25 protein-coding genes and 1 tRNA gene are annotated in these 23923 nt (G+C 63.8%); 14 read left to right on the top strand and 12 right to left on the bottom strand.

Annotated elements, in window-relative coordinates; translation table 11 throughout:
* Positions 1-31 precede the first annotated feature (31 nt).
* Complete coding sequence (gene arcA / locus AC5Y42_RS04720; protein ID WP_499896188.1) at positions 32-1240, bottom strand: arginine deiminase; 1209 nt, start codon at positions 1238-1240, stop codon at positions 32-34.
* 47 nt (positions 1241-1287) lie between these two features.
* Here arcA and soxR point away from each other — a divergent pair, with 47 nt between their 5' ends.
* Positions 1288-1722: a redox-sensitive transcriptional activator SoxR gene (gene soxR / locus AC5Y42_RS04725; RefSeq protein WP_499896189.1), complete on the top strand. Its 435-nt coding sequence runs from the start codon at positions 1288-1290 to the stop codon at positions 1720-1722.
* A 32-nt stretch (positions 1723-1754) separates the two neighbouring features.
* A complete protein-coding gene (locus tag AC5Y42_RS04730) occupies positions 1755-2351 on the top strand; it encodes an alpha-ketoglutarate-dependent dioxygenase AlkB (protein WP_499896190.1) in 597 nt (198 codons plus the stop codon).
* 1 nt (position 2352) lies between these two features.
* Here the strand turns inward: AC5Y42_RS04730 and AC5Y42_RS04735 are convergent, their stop codons facing one another.
* Together AC5Y42_RS04735 and AC5Y42_RS04740 are read right to left on the bottom strand one after the other, a co-directional pair.
* On the bottom strand, positions 2353-3003 hold the full coding sequence (locus AC5Y42_RS04735; RefSeq protein WP_499896759.1) for a DUF5642 family protein: 651 nt from the start codon (positions 3001-3003) through the stop codon (positions 2353-2355).
* Between the two features lie 26 nt (positions 3004-3029).
* Positions 3030-3686 carry a DUF5642 family protein gene (locus AC5Y42_RS04740; protein ID WP_499896191.1) on the bottom strand — a complete coding sequence of 219 codons (657 nt, stop codon included), beginning with the start codon at positions 3684-3686 and terminating at the stop codon, positions 3030-3032.
* 45 nt (positions 3687-3731) lie between these two features.
* Between AC5Y42_RS04740 and AC5Y42_RS04745 the strand changes: the two genes are divergently transcribed.
* The gene (locus AC5Y42_RS04745; protein WP_499896192.1) at positions 3732-4703 is read left to right on the top strand and encodes a linear amide C-N hydrolase; all 972 of its coding nucleotides are present in this window, start codon (positions 3732-3734) and stop codon (positions 4701-4703) included.
* 3 nt (positions 4704-4706) lie between these two features.
* Here the strand turns inward: AC5Y42_RS04745 and pat are convergent, their stop codons facing one another.
* Entirely contained in the window at positions 4707-5705 is a 999-nt protein-coding gene (gene pat / locus AC5Y42_RS04750) for an acetyltransferase Pat (protein ID WP_499896194.1), read from the bottom strand.
* Positions 5706-5818: 113 nt separating this feature from the next.
* Here pat and gdhA point away from each other — a divergent pair, with 113 nt between their 5' ends.
* The 3 genes from gdhA (at position 5819) to AC5Y42_RS04765 (ending at position 10497) form a co-directional block, all read left to right on the top strand.
* Entirely contained in the window at positions 5819-7162 is a 1344-nt protein-coding gene (gene gdhA / locus AC5Y42_RS04755) for an NADP-specific glutamate dehydrogenase (RefSeq protein ID WP_499896195.1), read from the top strand.
* Entirely contained in the window at positions 7162-7908 is a 747-nt protein-coding gene (locus AC5Y42_RS04760) for a class I SAM-dependent methyltransferase (RefSeq protein ID WP_499896197.1), read from the top strand. Before gdhA ends, AC5Y42_RS04760 begins: the two co-directional genes overlap by 1 nt.
* 744 nt (positions 7909-8652) lie before the next feature.
* Entirely contained in the window at positions 8653-10497 is a 1845-nt protein-coding gene (locus AC5Y42_RS04765) for a putative bifunctional diguanylate cyclase/phosphodiesterase (protein WP_499896199.1), read from the top strand.
* A 20-nt stretch (positions 10498-10517) separates the two neighbouring features.
* On the opposite strand, the gene AC5Y42_RS04770 is transcribed toward AC5Y42_RS04765, so the two are convergent.
* Positions 10518-12527, bottom strand: coding sequence for an alkyl/aryl-sulfatase (locus tag AC5Y42_RS04770; protein ID WP_499896201.1), 2010 nt, complete (start codon positions 12525-12527; stop codon positions 10518-10520).
* A 259-nt stretch (positions 12528-12786) separates the two neighbouring features.
* Between AC5Y42_RS04770 and AC5Y42_RS04775 the strand changes: the two genes are divergently transcribed.
* The 4 genes from AC5Y42_RS04775 to AC5Y42_RS04790 are packed head-to-tail and all read left to right on the top strand — an operon-like array spanning position 12787 to position 15431.
* On the top strand, positions 12787-13251 hold the full coding sequence (locus AC5Y42_RS04775; protein WP_499896202.1) for a hypothetical protein: 465 nt from the start codon (positions 12787-12789) through the stop codon (positions 13249-13251).
* Positions 13252-13302: 51 nt separating this feature from the next.
* Positions 13303-13926, top strand: coding sequence for a cysteine hydrolase family protein (locus AC5Y42_RS04780; protein ID WP_499896204.1), 624 nt, complete (start codon positions 13303-13305; stop codon positions 13924-13926).
* 60 nt (positions 13927-13986) lie between these two features.
* Positions 13987-14613: a TetR/AcrR family transcriptional regulator gene (locus AC5Y42_RS04785; RefSeq protein ID WP_499896206.1), complete on the top strand. Its 627-nt coding sequence runs from the start codon at positions 13987-13989 to the stop codon at positions 14611-14613.
* Positions 14610-15431, top strand: coding sequence for a hypothetical protein (locus AC5Y42_RS04790; RefSeq protein ID WP_499896207.1), 822 nt, complete (start codon positions 14610-14612; stop codon positions 15429-15431). The genes AC5Y42_RS04785 and AC5Y42_RS04790 overlap by 4 nt, the downstream gene beginning before the upstream one ends.
* A 14-nt stretch (positions 15432-15445) precedes the next feature.
* On the opposite strand, the gene AC5Y42_RS04795 is transcribed toward AC5Y42_RS04790, so the two are convergent.
* Complete coding sequence (locus AC5Y42_RS04795; protein ID WP_499896209.1) at positions 15446-16666, bottom strand: cytochrome P450; 1221 nt, start codon at positions 16664-16666, stop codon at positions 15446-15448.
* 190 nt (positions 16667-16856) lie between these two features.
* Here AC5Y42_RS04795 and AC5Y42_RS04800 point away from each other — a divergent pair, with 190 nt between their 5' ends.
* Positions 16857-17402: a TetR/AcrR family transcriptional regulator gene (locus AC5Y42_RS04800; RefSeq protein WP_499896211.1), complete on the top strand. Its 546-nt coding sequence runs from the start codon at positions 16857-16859 to the stop codon at positions 17400-17402.
* A gap of 52 nt (positions 17403-17454) precedes the next feature.
* Here the strand turns inward: AC5Y42_RS04800 and AC5Y42_RS04805 are convergent.
* From AC5Y42_RS04805 to AC5Y42_RS04825, 5 genes are all read right to left on the bottom strand, one after another.
* Positions 17455-17527: transfer RNA gene (locus AC5Y42_RS04805), tRNA-Ala, on the bottom strand.
* Positions 17528-17571: 44 nt separating this feature from the next.
* A complete protein-coding gene (sepX, locus tag AC5Y42_RS04810; protein WP_499896213.1) occupies positions 17572-18516 on the bottom strand; it encodes a divisome protein SepX/GlpR in 945 nt (314 codons plus the stop codon).
* A gap of 166 nt (positions 18517-18682) precedes the next feature.
* A complete protein-coding gene (locus AC5Y42_RS04815) occupies positions 18683-19336 on the bottom strand; it encodes a GNAT family N-acetyltransferase (protein WP_499896761.1) in 654 nt (217 codons plus the stop codon).
* A 19-nt stretch (positions 19337-19355) separates the two neighbouring features.
* Entirely contained in the window at positions 19356-20618 is a 1263-nt protein-coding gene (glp, locus tag AC5Y42_RS04820) for a molybdotransferase-like divisome protein Glp (RefSeq protein WP_499896215.1), read from the bottom strand.
* A gap of 57 nt (positions 20619-20675) precedes the next feature.
* Positions 20676-21584, bottom strand: a complete 909-nt coding sequence (locus AC5Y42_RS04825; protein WP_499896216.1) for a UTP--glucose-1-phosphate uridylyltransferase — start codon at positions 21582-21584, stop codon at positions 20676-20678.
* A gap of 64 nt (positions 21585-21648) precedes the next feature.
* Here AC5Y42_RS04825 and AC5Y42_RS04830 point away from each other — a divergent pair, with 64 nt between their 5' ends.
* The 3 genes from AC5Y42_RS04830 to AC5Y42_RS04840 all read left to right on the top strand — a co-directional run bounded on the left by AC5Y42_RS04830 (position 21649) and on the right by AC5Y42_RS04840 (position 23391).
* The gene (locus AC5Y42_RS04830; RefSeq protein WP_499896218.1) at positions 21649-22284 is read left to right on the top strand and encodes a 5-formyltetrahydrofolate cyclo-ligase; all 636 of its coding nucleotides are present in this window, start codon (positions 21649-21651) and stop codon (positions 22282-22284) included.
* 40 nt (positions 22285-22324) lie between these two features.
* Positions 22325-22669: an FmdB family zinc ribbon protein gene (locus tag AC5Y42_RS04835; RefSeq protein ID WP_499896219.1), complete on the top strand. Its 345-nt coding sequence runs from the start codon at positions 22325-22327 to the stop codon at positions 22667-22669.
* 65 nt (positions 22670-22734) lie between these two features.
* Positions 22735-23391, top strand: a complete 657-nt coding sequence (locus tag AC5Y42_RS04840; RefSeq protein WP_499896221.1) for an SAF domain-containing protein — start codon at positions 22735-22737, stop codon at positions 23389-23391.
* A gap of 15 nt (positions 23392-23406) precedes the next feature.
* Here the strand turns inward: AC5Y42_RS04840 and AC5Y42_RS04845 are convergent, their stop codons facing one another.
* Positions 23407-23832, bottom strand: a complete 426-nt coding sequence (locus tag AC5Y42_RS04845; protein ID WP_065013357.1) for a large conductance mechanosensitive channel protein MscL — start codon at positions 23830-23832, stop codon at positions 23407-23409.
* Positions 23833-23923: the final 91 nt, after the last annotated feature.

Consider the following 23923-nt stretch of genomic DNA (forward strand, 5'->3'; position numbering starts at 1 on the left):
AACCACAGCCCTACGCGCAATCTGAACGCGATCAAAGCGGGTCGCGGGCGACGGGACACGACATACAGCGCGGCCCGCCGCGGCCGGTGCCCAATTCGGAGGCGGCGATGGTGAGCACTTCAATCCCCGCCTCCTCAAGGCGGGCATTGGTCCGCACGTTGCGCTCGTAGGCGACGACGACACCGGGCGCCAGCGCCAACGTGTTGTTGCCGTCGTCCCATTGTTCGCGTTCGGCGATAACGGGATCCAAGCCGGTGTCGATGATCCGCAGCTTGTCGATGCGCATCGCCGCGGCGGCCGCATCGACGAACGGGGCCTCGTCGGAGATCTTCACCCCGTCGGGTGTGCGGGCAATAGTGAACGCCGACAGCGTGTCAACGATGTTGGCATACATCACCACCGCATCGGTGTCGACCATGGTGCACACCGTGTCGAGGTGCATCTGCGCGCGCTTCTGCTCGATCGGTACCGCCAGCACGACCTTGGCAAGATCATCGTCGAACAGGCTGCGCGCCAAGGCCTCCGCGCCTGCCGGCGTGGTCCGCTCCCCCACTCCCACCGCGACGACACCCGGGGCCAACAGCAGTACGTCGCCGCCTTCCACCGGCGCGGTGTGCGATTCGTAGGCCCGCCGCACGCCGGTGAAGCGCGGGTGGTGGGCATAGATCAGGTCGGTCAACGATGCCTCGCGGGCCCGCGCCGGTAGCGCCAACGACGGGATGACTACCCGCGGCCCGATGAAGATCGACGAATCGCGGGTGAACACCAGATTGGGCAACGGCTCGATGACGTAGTCGGCGCCGTGATGCATCAGACGTACCAGCGACACGTCGGACCGGGTGTCCGGCGGCAGCTCGGCAAAGGTCATACCGGCCATCAACACGTGGGCCAGCGCGGCCGGCTGCAGTCCGCGCAGATACGCTGAAAGCTCTTGCACCAGCGGCAATCCCAGCCGTCGCGCGTCGACGGCAGCGGCGATCCCCTGCATCCGGGCAGCACCACTGTGCAGAGCTTCGGTGAGTAGATCGGACAGCAGCACCACTTCGACACCCTGCGACCGCAGCAGCTCGGCGAATGCGTCGTGCTCCTCTTGCGCACGTGCGACCCAGGGCAGCCCGTCGAACAGCAGCCTGTCGTTGTTGCCCGGCGTAAGCCGACGCAGCTCAGCGCCCGGCCGGTGCAGGATGACCGTCCGTAGCGTTCCCACCTCAGAGTTACAGCCCAGCTGCCCGGCACTCACAATTAGCACGGTAACGCCAAACCGCACCTCAAGTATTGTTTAGGTATATGGACACCCCGGAGCTGTCACCGAGCGAACTGGCCGCGCGGGCGGGCGTCGCGATCTCGGCTCTGCACTTCTACGAGCGGCAGGGACTGATCACCAGCCGTCGCACCTCGGGTAATCAGCGGCGCTACGGCCGGGAGACCCTGCGGCGCGTCGCATTCATCCGGATGTCGCAACGACTGGGCATCCCGCTGGCCCGGGTGCGAGAGGCACTGGCCACGCTGCCCACCGATCGCGTGCCCACCAGCAAGGACTGGGCGCGACTGTCGGCCGGGTGGCGCGCCGATCTCGACGATCGGATCCTGCACCTGCAGCAGCTGCGCGACAATCTCGCCGACTGCATCGGATGCGGTTGCCTGAGCCTGCGCAGTTGTGCACTGTCCAACCCGGGCGACGTGCTCGCCGAACAAGGGCCCGGCCCGGTCCGCCTGCAGTAGGCTTCGAACGTGCGTGCGATAAACTGGTGACCGTGGCGATACCGGTACAGGAGTCGCTGTTCGACTGCAACGAGCGCAGAGCGCTCGGCGATGGCGCCTGGATCGACATCCGGTCCGGCTGGCTGACCGATGCCGACGACATGTTCGACGAGCTGATGAGCGCCGTGCCGTGGCGCGCCGAACGCCGCCGGATGTACGACCACGTGCTCGACGTGCCGCGACTGGTCAGCTTTCATGACCTCGCCGTCGAGGATCCGCCGCATCCGTCATTGGCGAAGCTGCGGCGCCGGCTCAACGACATCTACGCCGGCGAACTGGGCGAGCCGTTCACCACGGTCGGCCTGTGTCTGTACCGCGACGGATCCGACAGCGTTGCCTGGCACGGCGACACCATCGGGCGCAGCAGCGCAGAAGACACGATGGTGGCGATCGTCAGCCTCGGCGCCATCCGCACCTTCGCGTTGCGGCCACGTGGCGGCGGTCCGTCACTGCGGTTGCCGCAGGGTCATGGCGATCTGCTGGTCATGGGCGGATCATGCCAACGGACCTGGGAGCACTCGGTGCCCAAGACGTCGGGATGTGTGGGTCCGCGAATCAGTATCCAGTTTCGGCCCCGCGACGTGCGCTAGGTCAACTCCGGACGGCGGCAACCGCTTTGACCAGCAGGTCACGGGCCCGCGTGGTGTCGACGGGAGCGACAGGCTTGTCCGGCATCACCAGCGGGTTGGCTGTCACGATGACCTGGTAGTCGCCGAAATGCGCCGAGTAGTTGTACAGCTCGCCGGTGCGCGCCTGGCCGTCGGCCATCGTTTGAACCTTGCGGTGCACCCCCAGAGTGCGCGTCCCGTCGATCTGCGGCACATCGACGACCTCGACGAAACCGTGCACCGGGCCTCCGAAGAATTCGACCTTCGTGCAGTTTCTTCCCGGGTCGTTGAACGGCAGAGCTCGAGATGTCTGCAAGGCGATAGTGATGAACCGGTTGCCGTTGCCCTCGGCCGACACTGCGGCCATATTGCCCTGCACTCCAGACGGCATCTGTTGGCCTACCACCAATTTCGCGCAGTCCGCAGGTTTGAACTGCAGTCCCTCAGGCAGCTTCTGCGAGGACAGCAGCTTGGGGTCAATTCCCGTCTTGGGAATGTCTTTGACGCGGAAATCAGGACCGAAGCTCGACTTCACTTCGGATACCTTGGTGATGTCCGCGGAGGTGGTGGCAGGCTTGCCGAATCCACAGGCGGCCAGCCAGCACACGCATCCGATTGCAATCGCCCAGCGCATCACGGTGGCAATCTAACTCACCGCGGTTAGCTGCGTAACGCGGACACCGTCTTCACCAGCAGCTCGGCAGCTGTCTGCGGTGACAGCGATGGATGCGGCGAGCCTGGGTCGGTGACCACCGCGGCGAATGCATAGTAGTCCCCGAGATACGCGGCGAAGGTCGTTGCCCCGGAGCTGATTTCATTGCCGCCTTCGACTGATGTCGTGGTCTCGGTAGCCATGCCGAGGGTCGCGGCGCCGTCGATGTCAGGCGCCGCGATGAGGTGTACTCGCGCGGTGGCGCGCCGGTTGGCCATCGTCCATTGCGCGCAGTCGGCCATCAGCGCGGGATCCAGCTGCACCGGTGCGGCGGTGACCATCGCGTAGATGATGCCGCCGGCGCCTGACCCCGACACGCCTTGCGAGGATTGGAAGTGACCGTGGACCGGGTCTGCCAGCGTGGCGCAGCGCGGCGGATCGGCTGTCCACTCGCCGGCCAGGCCCCAGATCGGCGGCGGTGCGGCGATATCCGAAACGCTGCGCACTTCGTAGCCGGGCGGCAGCTCCCGGCCCACCCGTTTGATCTTGGCGGGATGGATCGGGTGAGTCGACGTGCTCGGCGGCGGTGCCGGCCCGGGTCCTTCCGAGTGGGCGCAGGCGGCGATCAACGCGGCCGCCGCCGCAGCGATCCACACCCGCCGCATGCGACGTTGATACCAGAGTCGAAAACGGTTGGATATGGTTCGGCCATGTGCACCCGAGTCTTGTGGAACACCAACGACCTCGCCGTGTTGACCGGACGCAGTATGGATTGGCCGGAATCAACCCAGCCGCTGATCGTGGCGTTCCCCCGCGGGCGGCAGCGAGACGGCGGTGCGCTGGCCGGCACGATGATCGTCGACGACAATCCGCTGCGCTGGACCAGCCGCTACGGCAGTGTGGTCAGCACGGTCTATGGCATCGGCAGTATCGACGGCGTCAACGAGCGTGGGCTCGGTGCTCATGGGCTGTATCTGAAGTCGACCAGCTTCGGCGAGCGGGATACGTCCCGACCGAGGCTGCAGACCGGGTTGTGGGTGCAGTATCTGCTCGACCAGGCCGCCACCGTCGTCGAGGCGCTGACCCTGATGGACAATGTTCAACTGGTCATGGTTGGCGCCCACGGCCGCGACGCCACCATCCACCTCGCCATCGAGGACGCGTCCGGCGACTCGGCGATCATCGAGTTCGCCGACGGTAAGCAGGTCGTGCACCACGGCCGGCAGTACACCTTGATGACCAATGACCCAAGTTACGACGAGCAACTGGAGTTGCTTGGCAAACAGGACTTTTCCCATCCCAGTCGGGATATGCCGCTGCCCGGTAACGTCAACCCGGTCGACCGCTTCCAACGTGCCGCCTATTACTCGGCGCTGTTACCCACACCGGAAAGCCAGCGCCAGGCAGTGGCGTCGGTGATGGCGATCATGCGTAACGTCTCAGTGCCCTTTGGCGCGCCCTACGGTGAGTTCGGCGTCTACAACACCGAATACCGCACGGTCACCGATCACACCCACCGGATGTATGTCTTCGAACTGTCCACCAGCCCTAACACCATCTGGGTCGAACTGGACGGACTTGACTTGACCGCCGAGGCCGAGCCGCAGGCGATTGATCCCTACGACCACTCGCTGATCGGCAACGTGACCGCGCAGTTCACCCCGCACCAGATACCGTTTTGAGCTTCAGCCGACGGCCCGGATCACCTGGCGGGCAACGCGTTTGAGGTGACGGATCATGTCGCATTCAAGTGGCAGGTCGCTCGGGTCGGGTACATCGATGACGGTGGTGACGACGCCCACGTCGTCGCGTTCCCAGAATGCGCCGTAGCGGTCGATGATCCTCCGCATCGATAGGTTATCGGAAAGCACTCGTGCGGTGAACTTCTCGATCCCGTCGACATGCGCCGCAACCGATAGTGCCGCGATCAAGAACGTGCCGATGCCGCGGCCTTGGTAGGCGTCGGCCACGGTGAACGCGATTTCCGCGACGGCGGGATCGTGGTTGTCACGGACGAAGCGGGCGTCAGCGACAGGATGGCCCTCGGCATCGGTGATCACCCACACGAAGTGGTCGACATAGTCGACCTCGGCCAGGTAGTCCATCAGTCCCGGGCTGGGAATCCGAGGCGACATGAACCTGCGGTACAGCGTCTCGCTGGAGAACCGCACGTGCCCCTGCATGGTTCTTTCACTGTCCCCGGGCAGCACGGGGCGAAGCAGAAGTTCGGTGCCGTCCGGGACCTGGATCCGCAGCGGCGTGATAAATGCGGCCAACCGTTGGCGCACGGTGCGGACCAGCCGCTCCATCACCCCGGGAATGTGCACCATTCGGACAAAGGCATCGTTGTCGCCGATCCAACCGGTCAGCGGTTCGGTTGCGGTCACGGTGGCCGTGCGAGGGATGTCACGCAGCAGGGCGATTTCTCCGACGATCATGCCGGCGGAGACCTCCTCGACGGTCGTGACGCCGTCGTCCCCGACATGCTTGACCTCAACGGCACCGGTGGAGATCAGCAGAAACGAGACCGCCTGCTCTCCTTGCTGCATGAGCACCTGGTTGGCGGCGGCGTGCAGAGGCTGCAGGCTGGCGGCCAACGGCATCAAGTCCTCGGCCGGACAGCCGGCGAAGACCTCCATGGCCGCGAGTTCGTCGGCGCGCAACGCCGTCACCTCGGTCGCCATGAACTAGTCGCCCCCTGTCCGGTGCGCCGGTTCGCACACCCCTGGTCGCGGCGCGATTGTTGCCAGGTTATGGCGCGGGTTCGGGCCGCGGCAAGGACCGATAACCTTTAACGGTGCTGGACGAAAAGCTGCACGACGTCTACGACGAAGTGCTACGCCGTGACGCGGGCGAGACGGAATTCCACCAGGCCGTCTACGAGATCCTCAGCAGCCTGGGTCCGGTGGTGGCCAAGCACCCGCAGTACGCCGACGCTGCCGTCATCCGGCGGATGTGCGAGCCGGAACGGCAGATCATCTTCCGCGTTCCCTGGGCCGACGACGCCGGCGTCGTGCAGATCAACCGCGGCTTTCGAGTCGAGTTCAACTCCGCGCTCGGCCCCTACAAGGGCGGCTTGCGCTTCCATCCATCCGTCTACCTGGGGATCATCAAGTTCCTCGGATTCGAGCAGACCTTCAAAAACGCACTGACCGGCATGCCGATCGGCGGCGGCAAGGGCGGGTCGGACTTCGACCCCAAGGGCCGCTCGGACGCGGAGATCATGCGCTTTTGCCAATCGTTCATGACCGAGCTATACCGTCACATCGGCGAATACACCGACGTCCCGGCCGGTGACATCGGGGTCGGCGGCCGCGAACTCGGTTACTTGTTCGGCCAGTACAAGCGCATCACCAACCGCTACGAATCCGGCACCTTCACCGGTAAAGGGGTGACCTGGGGCGGTTCGCAGGTGCGCACCGAAGCCACCGGCTACGGCACCGCGTTTTTCATCGACGAGGTGCTCAAAGCGGCCAACCAATCCTTCGACGGCAAGCAGGTCGTGGTGTCGGGGTCGGGCAACGTCGCAATCTATGGGATCGAGAAGATCCATCAACTCGGCGGCAATGTGATCGCCTGCGGGGATTCGTCGGGGTACATCGTCGACCACAAGGGCATCGATCTCGAGCTGCTCAAGGACGTCAAGGAAGTGCGCCGGGAGCGGATCAGTGCCTATGCCGAGTCCCGCGGCGGCGAGTCACACTTCATCGGCGGCGGGTCGGTGTGGGAGGTGCCGTGCGACATCGCGGTGCCCAGCGCCACCCAGAATGAGCTCAACGGATCGGATGCTGCCCGCCTGATCAAGGGCGGCTGCCGCATCGTCGCCGAAGGCGCCAACATGCCCTGCACTCCCGACGCGGTCAAACTCTTCGCCGAAGCCGGGGTGGTTTTCGCGCCCGGAAAGGCAGCCAACGCCGGCGGGGTGGCCACCAGCGCGCTGGAGATGCAGCAGAACGCGTCGCGCGACTCGTGGACGTTCGAAGACACCGAACAACGCCTGGCCGAAATCATGCGCCGTATCCACGACCGTTGCCTGGCCACCGCCGATGAATACGGCAGGCCCGGCGACTATGTGGCCGGAGCCAACATCGCCGGCTTCACTCAGGTTGCCGACGCCATGTTGGCGCTTGGCCTGATCTGATGGACGTCAGCGACGATCCGCTCGGGGCGACCCGCGATCTGCTGACTCTGCCCGCGTCGGAGCGCCATGGTTTCCTCGACGTGCTGGGGGAATCGACGGCCGCCCCGGTGCCCACGTTTGCGCAGCGGGCGATGAACAGCCCCTTCGTCGCAACGGTGTACGAACGACTGTGGCGGCCGGTGTCGTTCTATGTCGCCAGCGGGATCACCACCGGCGCCGAGCAGCGCCGCGCCGCCGCGGCGTTGCAGTTGTCCTCGGCGCATAGGCTGCTCGACGTTGCCTGCGGCCCAGGCAATTTCACCGGCGAACTGGCGAGGCGACTGCCCGCCGGCGGCCTCGCCGTCGGGTTCGACATCTCCGAGCCGATGCTGACCCGTGCAGTGCTCGACAACCGCGGCCCGGGCACCTGCTATGTCCGCGGCGATGCCCGCACCTTGCCGTTCGCTGACGAAACATTTGACGCTGTCTGTTGTTTCGGTGCGCTGTACCTGATGCCCGAACCGTTTCGAGTCGCCGAGGAGATGCTGCGAGTGTTGCGGCCGGGCGGACGGGTCGCGATCCTCACCAGCTATGCCGGGCAAGTGGCACCGCTCCGGAATGCCTTGGGGGCAGGTGCTCGCGTGATCGGAGTGCGCATGTTCGACCGCGACGAGTTCGTCGACTTTTTCATTTCGGCGGGCCTGGTCGAAGTCAAACAGCAGACGCAACGGGCGTTACAGTTCGTCACGGCCACTAAGCATGGCTGAGCACACAAGCGTGCGGTTTCACACCGCATTTAATTTGAATCCGGTCATAACAGATCTGCAGCTGATAACAAGGAATTTGAATTGCGCTGGTTGCAATTAGCTGAAAAGTTCCTAGGTGCGTAACCGACACTGACCATAAACTTTATGGAATGCGCCGTGCGGCGTTGACTGTGCATGCTGGGCTGGCTTGAACCGCAAGCTCAGCGGCAACCACCCTCGCCGCGCACGCCCCACCCGATACGACGGCCCAAGTTATTCGACGCGTGGAGAGTCTATGAGGCGGTCGGGCGAGGCTCCGCCGAAGATTCTAGGAATACGTCCATTCCCTAGCCCATCGACACGGGCCGCTGTATACACTCATGTTCTCCACAAATGCCCGTCCGTGGCGTGCCTACATCGACACTTAATGAGATAGCTTTCAGTACTTCCTTCAGGCGACTTGGTACGGCGGCCCCACAACGTTTGCGTACCCCGGAGACCACCGTGGCCTGTTTGTCGACTTCGCCAGCGCAGATCCCCCTTCTTGGCGCCTGGTCATTGCGCAGAGCAACGGCCGGAGTCCTGTCAGGGGGTGATCTGACAAAGCAACGATGACTCACCGAATGTGTTTCGGTATCTGGCTCGCCAGTGTGGAGACAGCCGCATGCGCGCCTCAACTGAACGCCCGATCAGACGTAGGTGGTTGCAACTGCTCGACACCTAAGGCGTGAGGTCCGAGACACCTCGGATTTATGAGAGGACACTGTGCGCGGCGACCTGGATCGCATCATCACCTCGGTGGCTAGTCAGTTGATGGAAGCCACCACAGAGACTGCCGCACGGGTTAGCGAACGGGCGCTGTGTTGGCTCGTCGAACAACTCGAGGTGGAAGCCGCCTTCTTGCGTCATCACGACCGCGCGGTTCGCGCCTCGAGGCTCGTCGCGGAATGGCCGCCGCGATACAACGTTCCAAATCCGGATCCGCTGGCGGTTATGTACTTCGCCCGCACGGATCCGCAATTCGCGCTAACTGAAGACAGCAAGAAAACTGTCATCATTCGGCCAGACCCAGCGAGCCACGGTTACCTACCCCGCAACTCAGTGCGCCGCCACGACGTATTGCCCTCGGTGGCGCTCGTGCCCTTGGTGTCGGGAACGACGACCACTGGCGTGCTCGGGTTCGCGAAATCCGGTAGTGAGTGGGCGGCTCACGAAATCAACGCTCTCGAAGCGGTCGCCGCACTGTTCGCGCTGCTGCAGGCCCGCATCGCGGCTGAGGCCAAAATTAGTCACCTGGAGCGACACGACGGTTTGACCGGCCTCGCCAATCGCCCAGCGCTGGTCGCAGAACTCAAAGACAGACTACGGGCGGGACGACCGGGCCCCGTCGCCGTCTTATATCTCGACCTCGACCGGATGAAGACCATCAACGACTACCTCGGCCGTGATGCCGGCGATTTCTTCATCCGCATGTTCGCCCAGCGGCTTGCCACGAGAACCGGATCTCTCGCCATGACTGCCCGGGTCGGGGGCGACGAGTTCGTCCTCCTGCCGAACTACCCGATGACCGCCGAGGACGCACAGGCATTTGCGCAACGGGTCCAGACCATGATGCGAAGCGGTGTGCCCATCCACGGCGAGTTGTTCAGCCGAACGGTCAGCATCGGATTCGCGCTGGGCGTTCCGGGAAGCGACACGTGTGAGGACATGCTCCGGCGAGCTGCCGACGCCACCGCTATAGCCAAGCACACCGGACTAAGTCGAGTCGCCATGGCGACCGCTGAGATGTCCCGCGCCAGCGCCGACCGCGACGATAGCGACCTTCGTCTGATTCGCGACATCCGCCGGGAGTCACTACATGTCCGCTACCTGCCCGAAGTTGACTTGCGGACCGGTGAGATAGTCGCGGCCGAAGCGCTGGTGCATTTCCAACACCCGACACGAGGTTTGTTGTCTGCGGATGCATTCCTCGGAACCGCGCAAAATATCGACTTGGTGTGTGAACTGGACCGATGGGTCATACAAACCGCGTGCGCCGAATTCAGCCGCTGGCGCTCACACGGTATAGGACAAAACGCGCAGCTGCGGGTCAATCTCTCGCCCCTCCAACTGGTGCGCAGCGGATTCGTCAACGCGGTTGCCGAAACCATCGATGAGTTTGGCATCGACGACAACTCGGTGTGTCTGGAAGTCACCGAGCGAGCCGTGATCGACAACATCGCAACCACCCGGCGCGCATTCGAGAAATTGAAGTATGTCGGAGCCCAGATCGCCATCGACGACTTCGGTACCGGTCATGCAGCGTTGTCACACTTGAAGTCTCTTCCGGTCGATACCCTCAAGATCGACTCCTCCTTCGTACGTAACTTGGCTAGCAGCACGATCGACCAGGTGATCGTCCGGGCGATCATCGGGCTTGCTGAAGCGTTCGACCTCCAACTCGTCGCTGCAGGTGTCGAGACCCCTGCTGCTGCGGTGACTTTGGCGCGATATGGCTGCTACCGGGCGCAAGGCTTCTTGCTGTCGCGGCCGCTGCCAAGTGATGCCATGGAGTCGTTGCTGGCCAAGCGCCGAATACCCGTGCCCTTCTCCGTTGATGATCAACCTTGACGTGTCGGTTTCGCGTTTGGTTATGGCGTCACGATGTTGAACCAGAAGGGGAAGGTGTCGAGCAGACCGAGGAACTCGTTGAACGACGCTTCCCGGCCGTCGATGGCGAGTTTGTTTTGAGCTCTGGCATCGTCGATTGTGATGTTGCCGAGCTGAATATCGTCGAGTGTCGCCTTGGTCAGGGTGAGCTTTGCGTTGGCGTTGGGTACCGGCTGCGGGGCATAATGCAGCACTGCGTTTTCCACCGTCAACGCGTATTCCTTGTCGAGATCGGTGAATTCGATATTGAGGGTGATGTTTTTGCCGGCGGCCTTCGGCCCGTCCAGGCGCACGCCGAGGTAATCGAACAGCATCTCCGGCGGCATCGCCTTGATGGTGTCTGGGCTAGCGGTGTCGGTTCCGCCCGCCTTGGGCACGCCGTTGCGTAATTCGTAAGCTCCCTGCAGGTAGACCGAACGCCAGGGCCCGGATTCCGCCTGGTAGCCGAGTTGCTCATAGCTGTCGGCGAGAAGATTTTTGCCGTCGACGCTGTCCGGGTTGGCAAAGACCACCTGCTTGAGCACCATCGCGGTCCAGCGGTAGTTCCCGTTGTCGAAATCGTCCTTCGCCTTTTTCAGGATCGCGTCCTCGCCTCCCATGTACTCGACGTACTTCTTGGCTGCCTCGGCCGGCGGCAGATCATCGAGGTCTGACGGGTTGCCGTCATACCACCCCATGTAGCGCTGGTAGACCGCTCGGGAATTGTGCTTCAACGTGCCGTAGTAACCGCGGTCCGGCCAGAAGTTGTTCAGCTCTGGCGGAAGCTGGATTTCTTCGGCGATCTCCGAGCCGACCAGACCCTGATTCATCAGCCGCACCGACTGGTCATGCATGTACTTGTACATGTCACGTTGCTTTTTCCAGTAGTCGATGATCCTGGCGTTTCCCCACATCGGCCAGTGATGACTCTGGAACTTCACCTCGGTCTGCGGACCATAGACCCGAATGGTCTCGTCGAGAAATTGCGCCCACTTCAACGCATCACGCACCTGGGCACCGCGAAGGGTGAGCAGATTGTGCATGGTGTTGGTGGTGTTCTCCGCCATCCACATGGCCTTGAACTGCGGGAAATGGGTGTTCATTTCAGTGGGAGCTTCGGTGCCCGGCGTCATCTGGAACACCATGTCGACACCGTCGACCGTCATCTTGGTGCCCGTTGTTGTGATGATGTCGGTCGGAATGATCAACGTGGGCAGACCGGTCGACACCGTCATGCCCAGGCCGCCGTTGACGCCACCTTGCGGATTCCGTGGGAGAAGCGCGCCGTACATGTACACAGCGCGACGCCCCATCGCATTCCCCGCAATGACGTTCTCACTAACCGCGTCCTCGACAAACGCCTGCGGTGCGATGACCTTGACTTTCCCGGAGTCCACGTCCTGTTGCGACACAACGCCCCGCACACCGCCGTAATGGTCTACATGCGAATGGCTGTGCACCACAGCAACAATCGGCTTGTTTCCGAGATTCTGCGTTACCAGATCGTAGGCAGCCTTCGCGGTCTCCGGTGAGATCAGCGTGTCCATGACGATCCATCCGGTATCGCCCTGCACGAAGGTGATGTTGGACAGGTCGTAACCGCGCACTTGGTAGATGCGATCGGTCACCTTGTACAGGCCATACTGCATGCACAACTGCGCATTGCGCCACAGGCTGGGATTAACACTATCCGGAGCCGGCTTGTCCGGGCCGATGTAGGTCTTGTACTCCTCCAAGTCCCACACCACAGTGCCGTTGGCATCCTTGATCGTCAGCTTGTCCGGTCGGGCGATCAGGTTCCGCTGAGCATCGTCGAAGTCATCATGGTTGTTGAATGGCAGCGAGTTGAGAATCTTCTGGTTAGCCGTCTTGGTTGCTTCGGTGGCTTGCTTTACCGAGTTGTCCGTCGTAATAGCTCCGCCGGAAGACGATTTGTGTGAGCCACTGTCGCATCCCGATATGGCTGTTGAGGCAGCCATTGCGCCGACGCCGACGACGGCGAGACGACTCATCGCCGTCCGTCGAGTTATGCGGTTGCGGGGGTGCGCAGGTTGACCGGTCTCAGATGGCGTCTTCGGTGGCGTCGGATGCATGCATTCGAATTATGCCGAATACAAGGGACACTCACCCACGAAACGAGAAGTGTCCGAATATGGCTCGGCTACTGTCGGTGATGGGCTGCTGCGTCCCTCGGGCGTGTATAGATCGCGCTCAGCAGCGTGACGCCTCGTAACAACAAGTGAGATGACTCGGACCGAGTAAGGAGATCTCATGCCCGGAATCACCGCAATGGCTCTGGCCGGCGCTCCCGTCGTCGGGGGTGCGCTGCTCGGCCTGGTGGCCGGCAACCTGCGCCCGCCCGATCTTCGGGCAAGCATCAAGAGCGATCTGGAATTGCTCAAACTGCTGCCGCCGGAGGAAGACGAGCGGCGTGCCGAGTTGCAACGCGTCATCAACATGCGCATTGACGATCTGGTCACCGGGGTCGACCGCAACCGCGAGATCCGGGACTTGGCAACGTCGTATCAGGGCAATTGGCGTGACATCGTGGTCTTCATCTGCGCCGTACTGTTCACGTTCGTGTGGTGGAACGTCAGCCACAGCCGCGACAACTGGCTGGTGACGTTTGTCGCGCTCATCGTGCTGTCGATCTTGTCCGCGATTTACGCCGCGCGCGGGATTGTCCGAGGTATCGCCATTTACATTCACTCACGCAAGAAGCGTGAAAGCACTTAACGAGGACTTAAAGGGCGGTAGGTAGACCACGCCGTAGAGGATGATGACGCCGTGATCTATAACAGGGACCGCACCGCGCTGGTCGTGATCGATCCGTACAACGACTTCATTTCCGAGGGCGGCAAAGTGTGGGATCGCCTCAGAGGTGTTGCTGAAGCTAACCAGTGCGTGCCGCACATGAGTCAAGTCCTGGAAGCCGCGCGTACCGCTGACATCCGCGTCTTCTATGCGCTTCATCGCCGGTATCGCCCCGGCGATTACGAGGACTGGGCGTATATCGCGCCGATCCAGAAAGCAGCGTGGTCACGCAAGACCTTCGAATACGGAACTTGGGGCGGTCAGATCCGCCAGGAGTTCGAGCCCCAACCGACCGATATCGTTGCCCAAGAGCATTGGTGCTCCAGCGGTTTCGCCAACACCGATCTGGATCTTCTGCTCAAACGACATGGCATTCAGCAGTTGATCATGATGGGACTGATCGCGCATACCTGCCTTGAGGCGACGGTGCGCTTCGGGGCCGAACTCGGATACCAGGTCACCGTGGTCAAGGACGCGACGGCCAGCTACTCCGATACGGAGATGCATGCGGCCCTGGAAGTCAACATTCCCAATTACGCCACCGCCGTCGTCTCCGCCGACGAAATCGTCGAGGCGCTGTCGTCACTGGGCACGTAGCCGCCCTTTTCGTTGACGACCGTCATTGACGGCCGTCAACGACGGGTATACGGTGCCCATATGCGGTCGCTGCACGCCGCCCCGTCAGCAGGTGCGTCGGCTGGTGGCGTAAGAGAAGCCCGACGGCTCGAAACCCGGGCGCGTCTCTTCGATGCCGCGCTGGCCGAAATCGGTCGCTCGGGCTTGGCGGGCGCCGACGTCACTGCCATCGCAAACGCTGTCGGAGTGGTGCGGGGAACGTTCTACTTCCACTTCCCGACCAAAGAACACGTCCTCGTCGAATTGGAACGAAACGAACAGGCCCAGATCGTCGCCGAACTGCGCGACGTGTTGACCGACGACGACTTGATGTCAGTACTTCTGCAGCTGGTGCGTCACGTCCTGGCAGCGGAACGCCGCTTGGGTCCCGTCGTCTTCCGTGACATGTTGGGCTTGCACTTCTCGTCGACGCGGCCCGTGGAAGACGAAGTGGCAGAGCACCCGTTGGCGCAGTTCGTGATCGGGGTGATCACCGCAGCGCAACAAGCGGGGCGGGTCCCCTCGGACGTGGACGCAAATGAACTTGGAGTGTTCTTCCTGGCCGGACTCTTCGCGCTACTTGCAGCTGGCGTACAGGACTCTGCGACTGCGGATGCCGTGCTGAGCCGTTATGTGACAACGATCGTCAAAGGAATGGAGACGCGATGACCACAGGTATCGAGGGCTACCGGGACTTCCTGCGTAGGCGCGACGGAGAAGCTGACCTGCTCAACAGACGCTTGGAAAATCGCGAACAGTTCTTCAAGCACCTTGAAACCAACCCAGTCCGTTCGGGCCGTCCCGCCGACCGAGCGACCTTCCTGCGAAACCTGCGCCGTCGAATACCCGAACCAGGCTTGGACCGCAAAATGCTGTTCCTGTTGGCTACCGCCAAACTGAACCAAGCCGAGCGGTTCGGTGTGGGGCTTGGCGAGACCTATGGAGTGAACAGCGACGAGGAGCTGCCGCCCGAGCGGGTGTACCTCGAACTCGAAGAGCATTACCACACCCGGCTTCTCGCTTACGTGTTGGACATTTTCGACTTGACGTTCCAAGTCGTGCCACCGCCATTCGTGATGCGCCAATTCGTCAAGACGGGCGTCTTTCTCCCTGAGCGCCTTGGAATGTTGTTCGTCGGCGCGGCGGAGATGGTCGGGTGCGTGATGTTTGACGAACTACGCCGCGTCGGGATCGAACTGTTCGCCGACGAGCCGGAAGTCTGCGAACGCGTCGAGCGCCTCTACAGCGAAATCCTCACCGACGAAGTAGGTCACGTCGGCTACTGCGCCTCTCGATGCACGGCGGCTGAACGAGCGATCATGCGCCGGATTTATCCACTGATCGGGCGTCTGGTTGCGCGACAGACGGCTGAAATCAGTCTTCTCGTCGATCCCGCGACGCTGCGCGCGCGCCTCGACCGCCCGTTTAACATCGACGAACTCACCGCCGGACTGGGCAACGAAACGTACCTCGTTACCCATCCCTGATCCGTCGCGCACTCTCACTCATACGCAAGCTGTAGGCGTTCGAGGCGTCGCACCAGAAGACTTGGGAGCCACGTCCCGATGTCGGCGGCCGCGATATTCGAGGTCCGCTCCAGGAGCTGCCCGAGCACGATTCTCGCCTCCAGGCGGGCGAGCGCCGCACCGACGCAGAAGTGGATTCCCTTGCCGAAGCTGATATGACCCTTCCCCGATGGTCGGTCAAGTCGAAACTGCTGGGGGCTGTCGAAGTGTGACGGGTCGCGATTGGCCGCTCCCCACAGCAGCAGCAGCCGCGAGCCCGCGGGCAGTTCGACACCGCACAGTTCGGTGTCGTTGACGACGTGCCGGTAGTGGCCCCGGAAGGGTGGTTCGTAGCGCAGCGCCTCTTCGAGGAACGCCCCGAGCTGTTCGGGTTGATCGCGCAGCTGCCACTGGATGTCTGGCTGCGTCGCGAGAACCCACGCGGCAGAACCGATGAGCGAGGCGGTGGATTCGCCGCCTGCACTGAAGAGGATGATCATCATGGCCACCGCTGCCACGTCGTCTAGTTCGCCGGCGGCGCAGGCGTTAGCGAGGTCGCCCAGCAGATTGTCTTGCGGATTGGCCGCCGCCTGCTGGAACTGTTCGGTGATGTAGCCGCTGAGTTCCATCACGGCGACGGCCGCGGTGTCCATCTGTTCTTGGGAGACCAGTCCTTCGACTACTTGGGTCGCGGAGTAACCCCATTGGATGAGCTTGTCGACGTCGGCGGCGGGGACCCCAATGATCCTGCCAATGATCATCATGGGTAGTCGGTTCGCCATCGCGCTCATCCATTCGATACGCCCGTGTGCCGCATGGGTATTCCAGGTCTCAGCGGCGGTGTCGGCGATGAATGGTTCGAAGGCGCGGATGCGTTTGGCTGCGAGTTGCGGCAGCAGTAACTTCCGATGCACCGAGTGTGCGGGTTCGTCAGCAGTGGCCAATGCTTGGGTGGGTCCGCCGAGTTCCCCGACGTGGAATGCGGTGACGGTGCTTCCGGGCTGATACATCATCGTCGCGGTCAGGTTGGACGAGAAGTCGTCGCAGCGCGCAACCGCCTCGTTGACGGCGTCCCAACTACTCACGGCGTAGAAGCCAGACTCTCCGATCCGATGGACATGCCCGGCCTCATGCATCTGCTCGTAGAGCCGGTGCGGATGCTGGATGAATTGGTCGTCAAACAGCGCCAGGCCCAGGTCACCATCACGCGATGTCATTCCTCAACGCTGAGCGACCAAGGCGTGCTGCGTCAATCGGAGTCCACGAAGTTGCGAAACGCCCTCCAGGCTTCGCGTTGGGGCTGTCTCATCAGAGTCCAACCACCAGTGGAAATGGGTGAGACATAGTGCCAAGCTCGTCTCAGGCTTGAGAACATATGTATTTGATGACGCACGGAGGTGGACGACCATGGTTCGCGATGACTGGGTGGTTGGTGGCGACCGCCGAGCGGCGGCAGCTGATCGCATCTACGCTGCTGCAACTGATCTCGTAATACGAGAAGGCCTGGATGCCTTCGACATCGACACCTTGGCGAAACGGGTCCACTGTTCACGAGCCACCATCTATCGCTACGCGGGAGGCAAAGCCCAGATCCGCGACGCTGTGCTGATCCGTCTTTCAGCGCGGATCATCGAGACGGTCCGGCGTGCCGTCGACGGGCTGAGTGGTCCGGAGCGGGTGATCACCGCTGTCACCGTGGCACTCCAGCAGATCAGGTCTGACCCACTACGGCGCCTGATGTTAAGTCCAGGCAGTCGCCCGGATTTGGACGAGTTGCATTCGTCGCCAGTGCTCAGTCATCTTGCAGCCGAGCTCACCGGAATCACTGACGACGATCCCCAAGCCGCGCAGTGGATCGTACGGGTGGTGCTATCGCTGGCCTACTGGCCCATCGCAAGCCGTCGCGCGGAACAACAGGTGCTGCAGCGTTTCCTGGCTCCCGCCTTCAGCTGATGAAGTCATCGCCGCCCGTAGCGACGCCTGGTGCGATCCGGTAATCAAAGAGTGGAGCTAAGGGGAATCGAACCCCTGACCTACTCGATGCGAACGAGTCGCGCTACCAACTGCGCCATAGCCCCTGATCGCTAGCAGGCTACCAGTCGCCAAACGACTGGCCGAATTGTTACTGGCCGACCGCTCGCGGCAGGTCGCGGTGCCAGCCGTAATCACGCGCGTAAGGCGCATAGTCGAGATGCTCGAAGACTGGGTCCTCGTCGTCGATCTCCAGCACCACCGCGCCCGGGCGTCGTAGCCGTGACGGCACCACGTCGAATTCCCGGTCGTAGGTGTTCTCGACGCCGAGCCGCGACCGCGCCATCCGCTGCGTGCGCCGGCGCCGCACCCGTGCCTCGATGCGGGTTTGACGGCGCAGATACGCCAAATACAGCATCGTCACTGTGCCGGTCGACCCGCAGACCCACCATGCCGTCGGCGTCAACAGGAAGGCCGCGGCAGCTGAGGCCGCCAGCATCAGCGCCATCGTTACCAGCATCCGCTTGCGGTAGGCGTACTTGCGGGCGCTGACCGCGGCGGCCTTCCTCGCGTCGTAGCCGTGTCGCCGCGAGATCGCCGCGGTCGCCCTGGTTTCCGGCTCCTCGGCCACCGGTATTCCAGAGGTATCGGCGACGTATTCGTACTCGTCGTCCTGGGCGTCCTCGTCCTCGTCGTGTTCGGCGGTCGCGTCAGCAACGACGGGCTCGCCTTCCTCGTCGACCACAACCTCGTCCTCGGAGACCTCGGCCTCCACCAGTTCGGGTTCGGCTTCGACAACCACGGCGGCCGGCGCCGCGACAATAATCTCCGCCGTCGGTGACTCGTCCACGTCGTCGTCGAGGTCGTCGAACGCGTCTTCTTCGGGCTGCCAATCGGGGTTACTGCGATGACCCGCCGCCGGTCCGCCGCGCCTGAGCAGGCGCGCGGCCGTACCACTGTTGAGCACACGGGTCGCCAACGCCAGGTCGCTGGTCCGTCGCACGGCGTCGCGCTTGCTGACCAGCATCGGGACCAGCACGAACAACCAGAGCACTACTAGCGAAATCCACAGCAGAGATTGCGGGATGCTTGGCATGGTGACCTGTCCTTTCCACGCCAGAATGGGCCGGTAGCCGGCGCAGCCCGTAAAGCGCGCCGAGGACAATTACACACCTGTAATTTGGCTGTGACAAGCACCAAACGCCACAAATGTCACATCTGTAACACATTGGCGGCAAATTTTGGTGCGGGAACCGAGCGAGCTAAGCCCAGCCGGCGTGCCCTCCGCGCACCAGGGTCGACGTCACCGATCCGTACACCTCGTCCGCGGTGAGCGCTACCAGCACATGGTCGCGCCAGGCACCGTCAACCTGGAGGTACCGCCGTAGAAGTCCCTCCTCGCGGAAGCCGACCTTGGCCAGCACTGCCCGACTCGCCACGTTCTCCGGTCGCACGGTGGCCTCTACGCGATGCAGTCCCACTGGACCGAAGCAGTGGTCCAAGCCCAACGCCAACGCTCCGGTGGCCACCCCGGCGCCGGTCGCCCTACTGGACACCCAGTAGCCGATCCACGCCGAGCGCAACGCGCCGTGCGTGACGTTGCCGATCGTCAGCTGTCCACAGAACTGCCCGTCCAGCTCGATCACATAGGGCAGCATGCGGCCTTTGCGAGCTTCCGAGCGCAGGCTCGAACACACCGCCGGCCACGACGAAACCCCATGCCGTACAGCCCAATCCGCCTCGGTGCTGGGCTCCCAGGGTTCCAGATGGGCACGATCGGCCAACCGGATACGGCTCCATTGCGCGGCGTCGCGCATCCGCACCGGACGCAGTCGGATCACCCCGGCCGTCACCCGCAATGGGCCAATCACCATCGGCCAGCCAGGATGCTGGGAGCCGGAACGCCACAGGTTCACGAGGGTCTGCCGCCGTGTCTCAGCCACGTTGAGCCAGGAACGCAACATCGACGATCTCGCCGGTTCGAATCTGCTCGGCCTCGCCGGGAACCACGACCAGGCAGTTGGCTTCCGCCAGCGTGGCCAACAGGTGCGACGAGGCGCCCGGCGCGCCGCCCAGCGCCTGGACCAGGTATTCACCGCTGTCCTGGTCCCGCATCAACTGGCCGCGCAGATAGCCTTTGCGCCCCGGCACCGAGGTGATCGGTGACAGCGTGCGGGCCTGCACCACCCGCCGCATCGGCTGCCGCTTGCCCAGCGACAGCCGGATCAACGGGCGCACCATCACCTCGAAGACCACCAGCGCACTGACCGGATTGGCGGGCAACAGGAACGTCGGTATTCCTTCGCGGCCCAACTGACCGAAACCTTGTACAGATCCGGGGTGCATCGCGACCCGGGTGACTTCCATCTCGCCGAGCCGGCACAGCACCGAGCGCACCGCCTCGGCGGCCGCGCCGCCCACCGCGCCGGCGATCACCAAAATCTCAGCGCGGTTGATCTGGCCTTCGACGACATCGCGCAGTTCGCCGGGATCGTTGGCGACGATCCCGACTCGGTTCACCTCCGCGCCCGCGTCGCGACCGGCTGCTGCCAGGGCATAGGAGTTGACGTCGTAGACCTGCCCGTTGCCCGGAGTGCGCGAGATGTCGACCAGCTCACCGCCGACGGCCATCACCGACAACCGCGGGCGCGGGTGAACAAGCACCCGCTCCCGGCCGACCGCAGCCAGCAACCCGACTTGCGCAGCGCCGATGATCGTCCCGGCCCGGACCGCGACGTCACCTGGTTGCACATCGTCGCCGGTGCGGCGCACGTAGGCACCCGAGCGCACGCCGCGCAGCACCCGCACCCGCGACTCCCCGCCGTCGGTCCAGCGCAACGGCAGAACCGCGTCTGCCAGCGTCGGCAACGGGGCACCGGTCTGCACCCGAGCGGCCTGCCGCGGCTGCAGCCGGCTGGGCGTACGGGCGCCGGCCTCGATGGCCGCCATCACCGGCAGCGTCACGTCGCCGCGGGCGTCCTCGTCGTGACCGTCATCGGTGTCACCGACACCGAGCACGTCGACGCTGCGTACCGCGTAGCCGTCGATCGCGGCTTGGTCGAAGCCGGGCAGCGGGCGCTCGGTCACCACCTCTTCGGCGCACATCAGTCCCTGCGCCTCGGCGATCGCCACGCGCACCGGTCTCGGTGCCACCGCGGCGGCCGACACCCGGGCCTGCTGCTCTTCCACCGAACGCACAGCGCGCCTTTCTGCCGTCGAGCCTCTGCCAGTCAGGCCCGACCCGATTGCCCGGGGCTATCCCTCGGGCAGGCCCAATCGCGCCACTAACCACCGGCGCAGGTCCGGGCCATAGTCAGCGCGGTCCAACGCAAAGTCAACCGCAGCCTTGAGGTAGCCGCCGGGATTTCCCAGGTCGTGTCGAGAGCCGCGATGCACGACGACGTGGACCGGATGCCCTTCGGTGATCAGCAACGCGATTGCATCGGTGAGCTGCACCTCGCCGCCCGCCCCGCGGTCGATGCGGCGCACCGCATCGAACACCACGCGGTCGAGGACATAGCGGCCGGCCGCCGCAAACAACGACGGAGCATTCTCGGGCTTGGGTTTTTCCACCATGCCGTTGACTTTGAGCACGTCTTTGTCGGCGCCGGGAACCGGCTCGACGTCGAACACCCCATAGGCGCTGATCTCTTCGCGGCTGACCTCGATGGCGCACAACACCGTGCCGCCTTGCTCGGCCCGCACTTTGGACATGGTTTCCAGGACGCCCGTCGGTAGCACCAGGTCGTCGGGGAGCAACACGGCCACCGCGTCCTCGTCGTCCGACAGCGTCGACTCCACGCAGGCGATCGCGTGCCCCAGTCCCAGCGGCTCGGCCTGCACCACCGACTCGACCTTGATCAGCCCCGGCGCGCGCCGCACCTTGGCCAGCATCGCCTTCTTGCCGCGGGCCTCCAGTGTTCCTTCGAGCACCAGGTCTTCGACGAAATGCGCGACGACGCCGTCCTTGCCCTCCGACGTGATGATTACCAGCCGTTCCGCGCCGGCATCTGCTGCCTCGGCGGCGACCAACTCGATGCCCGGAGTGTCGACCACCGGCAGCAGCTCCTTGGGCACCGTCTTGGTGGCCGGCAGGAAGCGGGTGCCCAGGCCGGCAGCCGGAACAATTGCCGTGCGCGGAACGCGGATCTGTGCGCGTGACATCGTTCACACGATAACCATGTGGGGGTGTGGCGCGCCGGAAGGTCGGGCTGTCATCGTTGATGTCATGGGCACCGCCGGCAAAGCCGCATTGCGACAACAGCTGTTGGCCGCCCGGCGCTCGGTTGCCGACGACGTCCGCGCCGACGAGGCGCGGGCGCTGAGCCGGCATTTGAGCGGTCTGAATTCGGACGTGAGCAGCGACAGCACGGTCTGCGCCTATGTCCCGGTCGGCGCTGAACCCGGGTCGATCGACATGCTGGAGGTGTTGCTGCGCCGAGCCGGACGAGTGCTGCTGCCCGTTGCCCGCATTGCCGGCGACGACACGCCGTTGGCGTTGCGGTGGGGCGAGTACCAACCGGGGCGGCTGGTGGCCGGGCGGTTCGGACTGCTCGAACCCGACGAGCCGTGGCTGCCGCCCGCGGCCCTGGCGGAAGCCACTCTGGTGCTGGTTCCGGCGCTGGCGGTCGACCGGGCGGGAGTGCGGCTGGGCCGTGGCGGCGGGTTCTACGACCGCTCGCTGCAACACCGCGACCCGCAGGCACGTGTGGTCGCGGTGGTCCGCGACGACGAACTCCGCGACGAGCTGCCCTGCGAGCCGCATGACGTGCGGATGAGCCATGCGCTCACCCCGAAGGGCGGTTTTCTCGCCCTGGACACCAGTCGGGAATCATGCAGTGCCGATGGCGGTTCTAGCACTTGACACGGTAGAGTGCTAACGAATCTGATACCCGGAGGTTTCTGTGCCGACTTACAGCTACGCGTGCACTGAGTGCGGCAACCGCTTCGACGTGGTTCAGGCCTTCACCGATGACGCCCTGACGACCTGCCAGGAGTGCTCCGGCCGGTTGCGCAAGGTGTTCAACTCCGTCGGCGTGGTGTTCAAAGGCAGCGGTTTCTACCGCACCGACAGCCGCGAATCGACGAAGAGCTCGACCAATGGCTCCAGCAAGTCTGAGTCCTCGTCGAGTTCCAGCGAAAAGTCGAGTTCCAGCGACAAGTCCTCCTCGAGCGGTAGCAAAGAGACGTCAACCAATTCGTCGGCGTCGAAGACATCGGACTCCGCGAAGTCTGCCGCGGCCAGCTGATAGTTATCCACAACCGGGTTTTTTCTCGAGCACACTCAACGTCTCGGCGCGCTTAGCGTGGCGCCATGGGCGAATCGCTGAATCCGTCGCTGGCGGACCGCGTCTCGCAGTGGTTACGCCCGGACTGGACGCGAACGGTGCTGGCCCGGCGGATGGCAGCCGGCGGGCTCGTCGTGTTGGCCGGTGTCGCGGCGTTTCGATCCGATCCCGACGGCGACCGCACCGAGGTGGTGGTGGCGGTGCGCGACCTCAGGCCGGGCGCGGAATTGACTGCGGAGGATGTTCAGCTCGAAAAGCGTTTGGCGGCAATGATTCCCGATGGTTCACAAGACAACCTGGACGCAGTCGTCGGTGCGACGCTGGCCGGGCCGGCGCGTCGGGGAGAGGTGCTCACCGACGTGCGGGTACTGAGCAGCCGACTGGCCGAGTCCACCGCAGGGCCGCAGGCCCGGATGGTGCCGTTGCATCCGGCCGACAGCGCGCTGGTCGACCTGGTGCGCCCCGGAGACGTCGTCGATATCGTGGCCGCGCCCAGCGACGGCATCACCGACCCGCACAGCACGCCCCGGCTCATCGCCAGCGACGCCATCGTCGTCCTGGTTTCCGCGAAGCAGAAGGCGCCGTCGGACGACCGGGTGGTGCTGGTGGCGCTACCGGCCGCCGCGGCCACCGCGGTGGCCGGCGCTGCGCTGGTTCAGACTGTGACGCTCACCCTGCATTGAGCGCGTTTGGATGTGTCAGGCGGCCGCCGGCTGTTCGCTGGCGCAGTACTTGCACTTCTGCGCGGCCTCGGGGATGTCCGACATGCACTGCGGGCAGGCCTTGGTGGCCGGCTCGTCTCCGAACACCGTGACTCCGCGGCGTTTCTGAATGTGCTTGTACGGCAACACAATCACGAAGTACACCACCGCCATGAAGACGATGAAGTAGATGATCGCCGAAATGAAGGCACCGAAGTCGATGAACGTCGCCTTGTTTCCGGCGTCGCCGAGTTGCACACCCAACCCCAGGGTTGCATTGGGCTGCGCGGCAGCGACTAGCGGATTGATCACGCTATCGGTGAAGGCCTTGACCAGATTCGAGAACGCCAGAGCCACCACCAAACCGACGGCCACGGTGATCACGTCACCGCGCATCACGAAATCTCTGAAACCTTTGAACACCAGAGCCACCCTCCCGTCACAGGAATCATCGGAGCGACGCGACGCCGCCCGAAAAAACCGTATGACGCAGAAGGGCCAATTGTGGGCGTTG

Source organism: Mycobacterium sp. NGS48 (genome assembly GCF_059812585.1).

What these genes read in the sequence shown, in the direction of transcription:
- AC5Y42_RS04745 (WP_499896192.1), top strand. Translation starts at nt 3,732, where the DNA reads ATGTGCACCCGAGTCTTGTGGAACACCAACGACCTCGCCGTGTTGACC.
- AC5Y42_RS04830 (WP_499896218.1), top strand. Translation starts at nt 21,649, where the DNA reads ATGGGCACCGCCGGCAAAGCCGCATTGCGACAACAGCTGTTGGCCGCC.
- AC5Y42_RS04825 (WP_499896216.1), bottom strand. Translation starts at nt 21,584, where the DNA reads ATGTCACGCGCACAGATCCGCGTTCCGCGCACGGCAATTGTTCCGGCT.
- AC5Y42_RS04740 (WP_499896191.1), bottom strand. Translation starts at nt 3,686, where the DNA reads ATGCGGCGGGTGTGGATCGCTGCGGCGGCGGCCGCGTTGATCGCCGCC.
- soxR (WP_499896189.1), top strand. Translation starts at nt 1,288, where the DNA reads ATGGACACCCCGGAGCTGTCACCGAGCGAACTGGCCGCGCGGGCGGGC.
- AC5Y42_RS04775 (WP_499896202.1), top strand. Translation starts at nt 12,787, where the DNA reads ATGCCCGGAATCACCGCAATGGCTCTGGCCGGCGCTCCCGTCGTCGGG.
- AC5Y42_RS04785 (WP_499896206.1), top strand. Translation starts at nt 13,987, where the DNA reads ATGCGGTCGCTGCACGCCGCCCCGTCAGCAGGTGCGTCGGCTGGTGGC.
- AC5Y42_RS04770 (WP_499896201.1), bottom strand. Translation starts at nt 12,527, where the DNA reads ATGAGTCGTCTCGCCGTCGTCGGCGTCGGCGCAATGGCTGCCTCAACA.
- AC5Y42_RS04790 (WP_499896207.1), top strand. Translation starts at nt 14,610, where the DNA reads ATGACCACAGGTATCGAGGGCTACCGGGACTTCCTGCGTAGGCGCGAC.
- pat (WP_499896194.1), bottom strand. Translation starts at nt 5,705, where the DNA reads ATGGCGACCGAGGTGACGGCGTTGCGCGCCGACGAACTCGCGGCCATG.
- AC5Y42_RS04735 (WP_499896759.1), bottom strand. Translation starts at nt 3,003, where the DNA reads ATGCGCTGGGCGATTGCAATCGGATGCGTGTGCTGGCTGGCCGCCTGT.
- AC5Y42_RS04840 (WP_499896221.1), top strand. Translation starts at nt 22,735, where the DNA reads ATGGGCGAATCGCTGAATCCGTCGCTGGCGGACCGCGTCTCGCAGTGG.
- sepX (WP_499896213.1), bottom strand. Translation starts at nt 18,516, where the DNA reads ATGCCAAGCATCCCGCAATCTCTGCTGTGGATTTCGCTAGTAGTGCTC.
- AC5Y42_RS04800 (WP_499896211.1), top strand. Translation starts at nt 16,857, where the DNA reads ATGGTTCGCGATGACTGGGTGGTTGGTGGCGACCGCCGAGCGGCGGCA.
- AC5Y42_RS04760 (WP_499896197.1), top strand. Translation starts at nt 7,162, where the DNA reads ATGGACGTCAGCGACGATCCGCTCGGGGCGACCCGCGATCTGCTGACT.
- AC5Y42_RS04795 (WP_499896209.1), bottom strand. Translation starts at nt 16,666, where the DNA reads ATGACATCGCGTGATGGTGACCTGGGCCTGGCGCTGTTTGACGACCAA.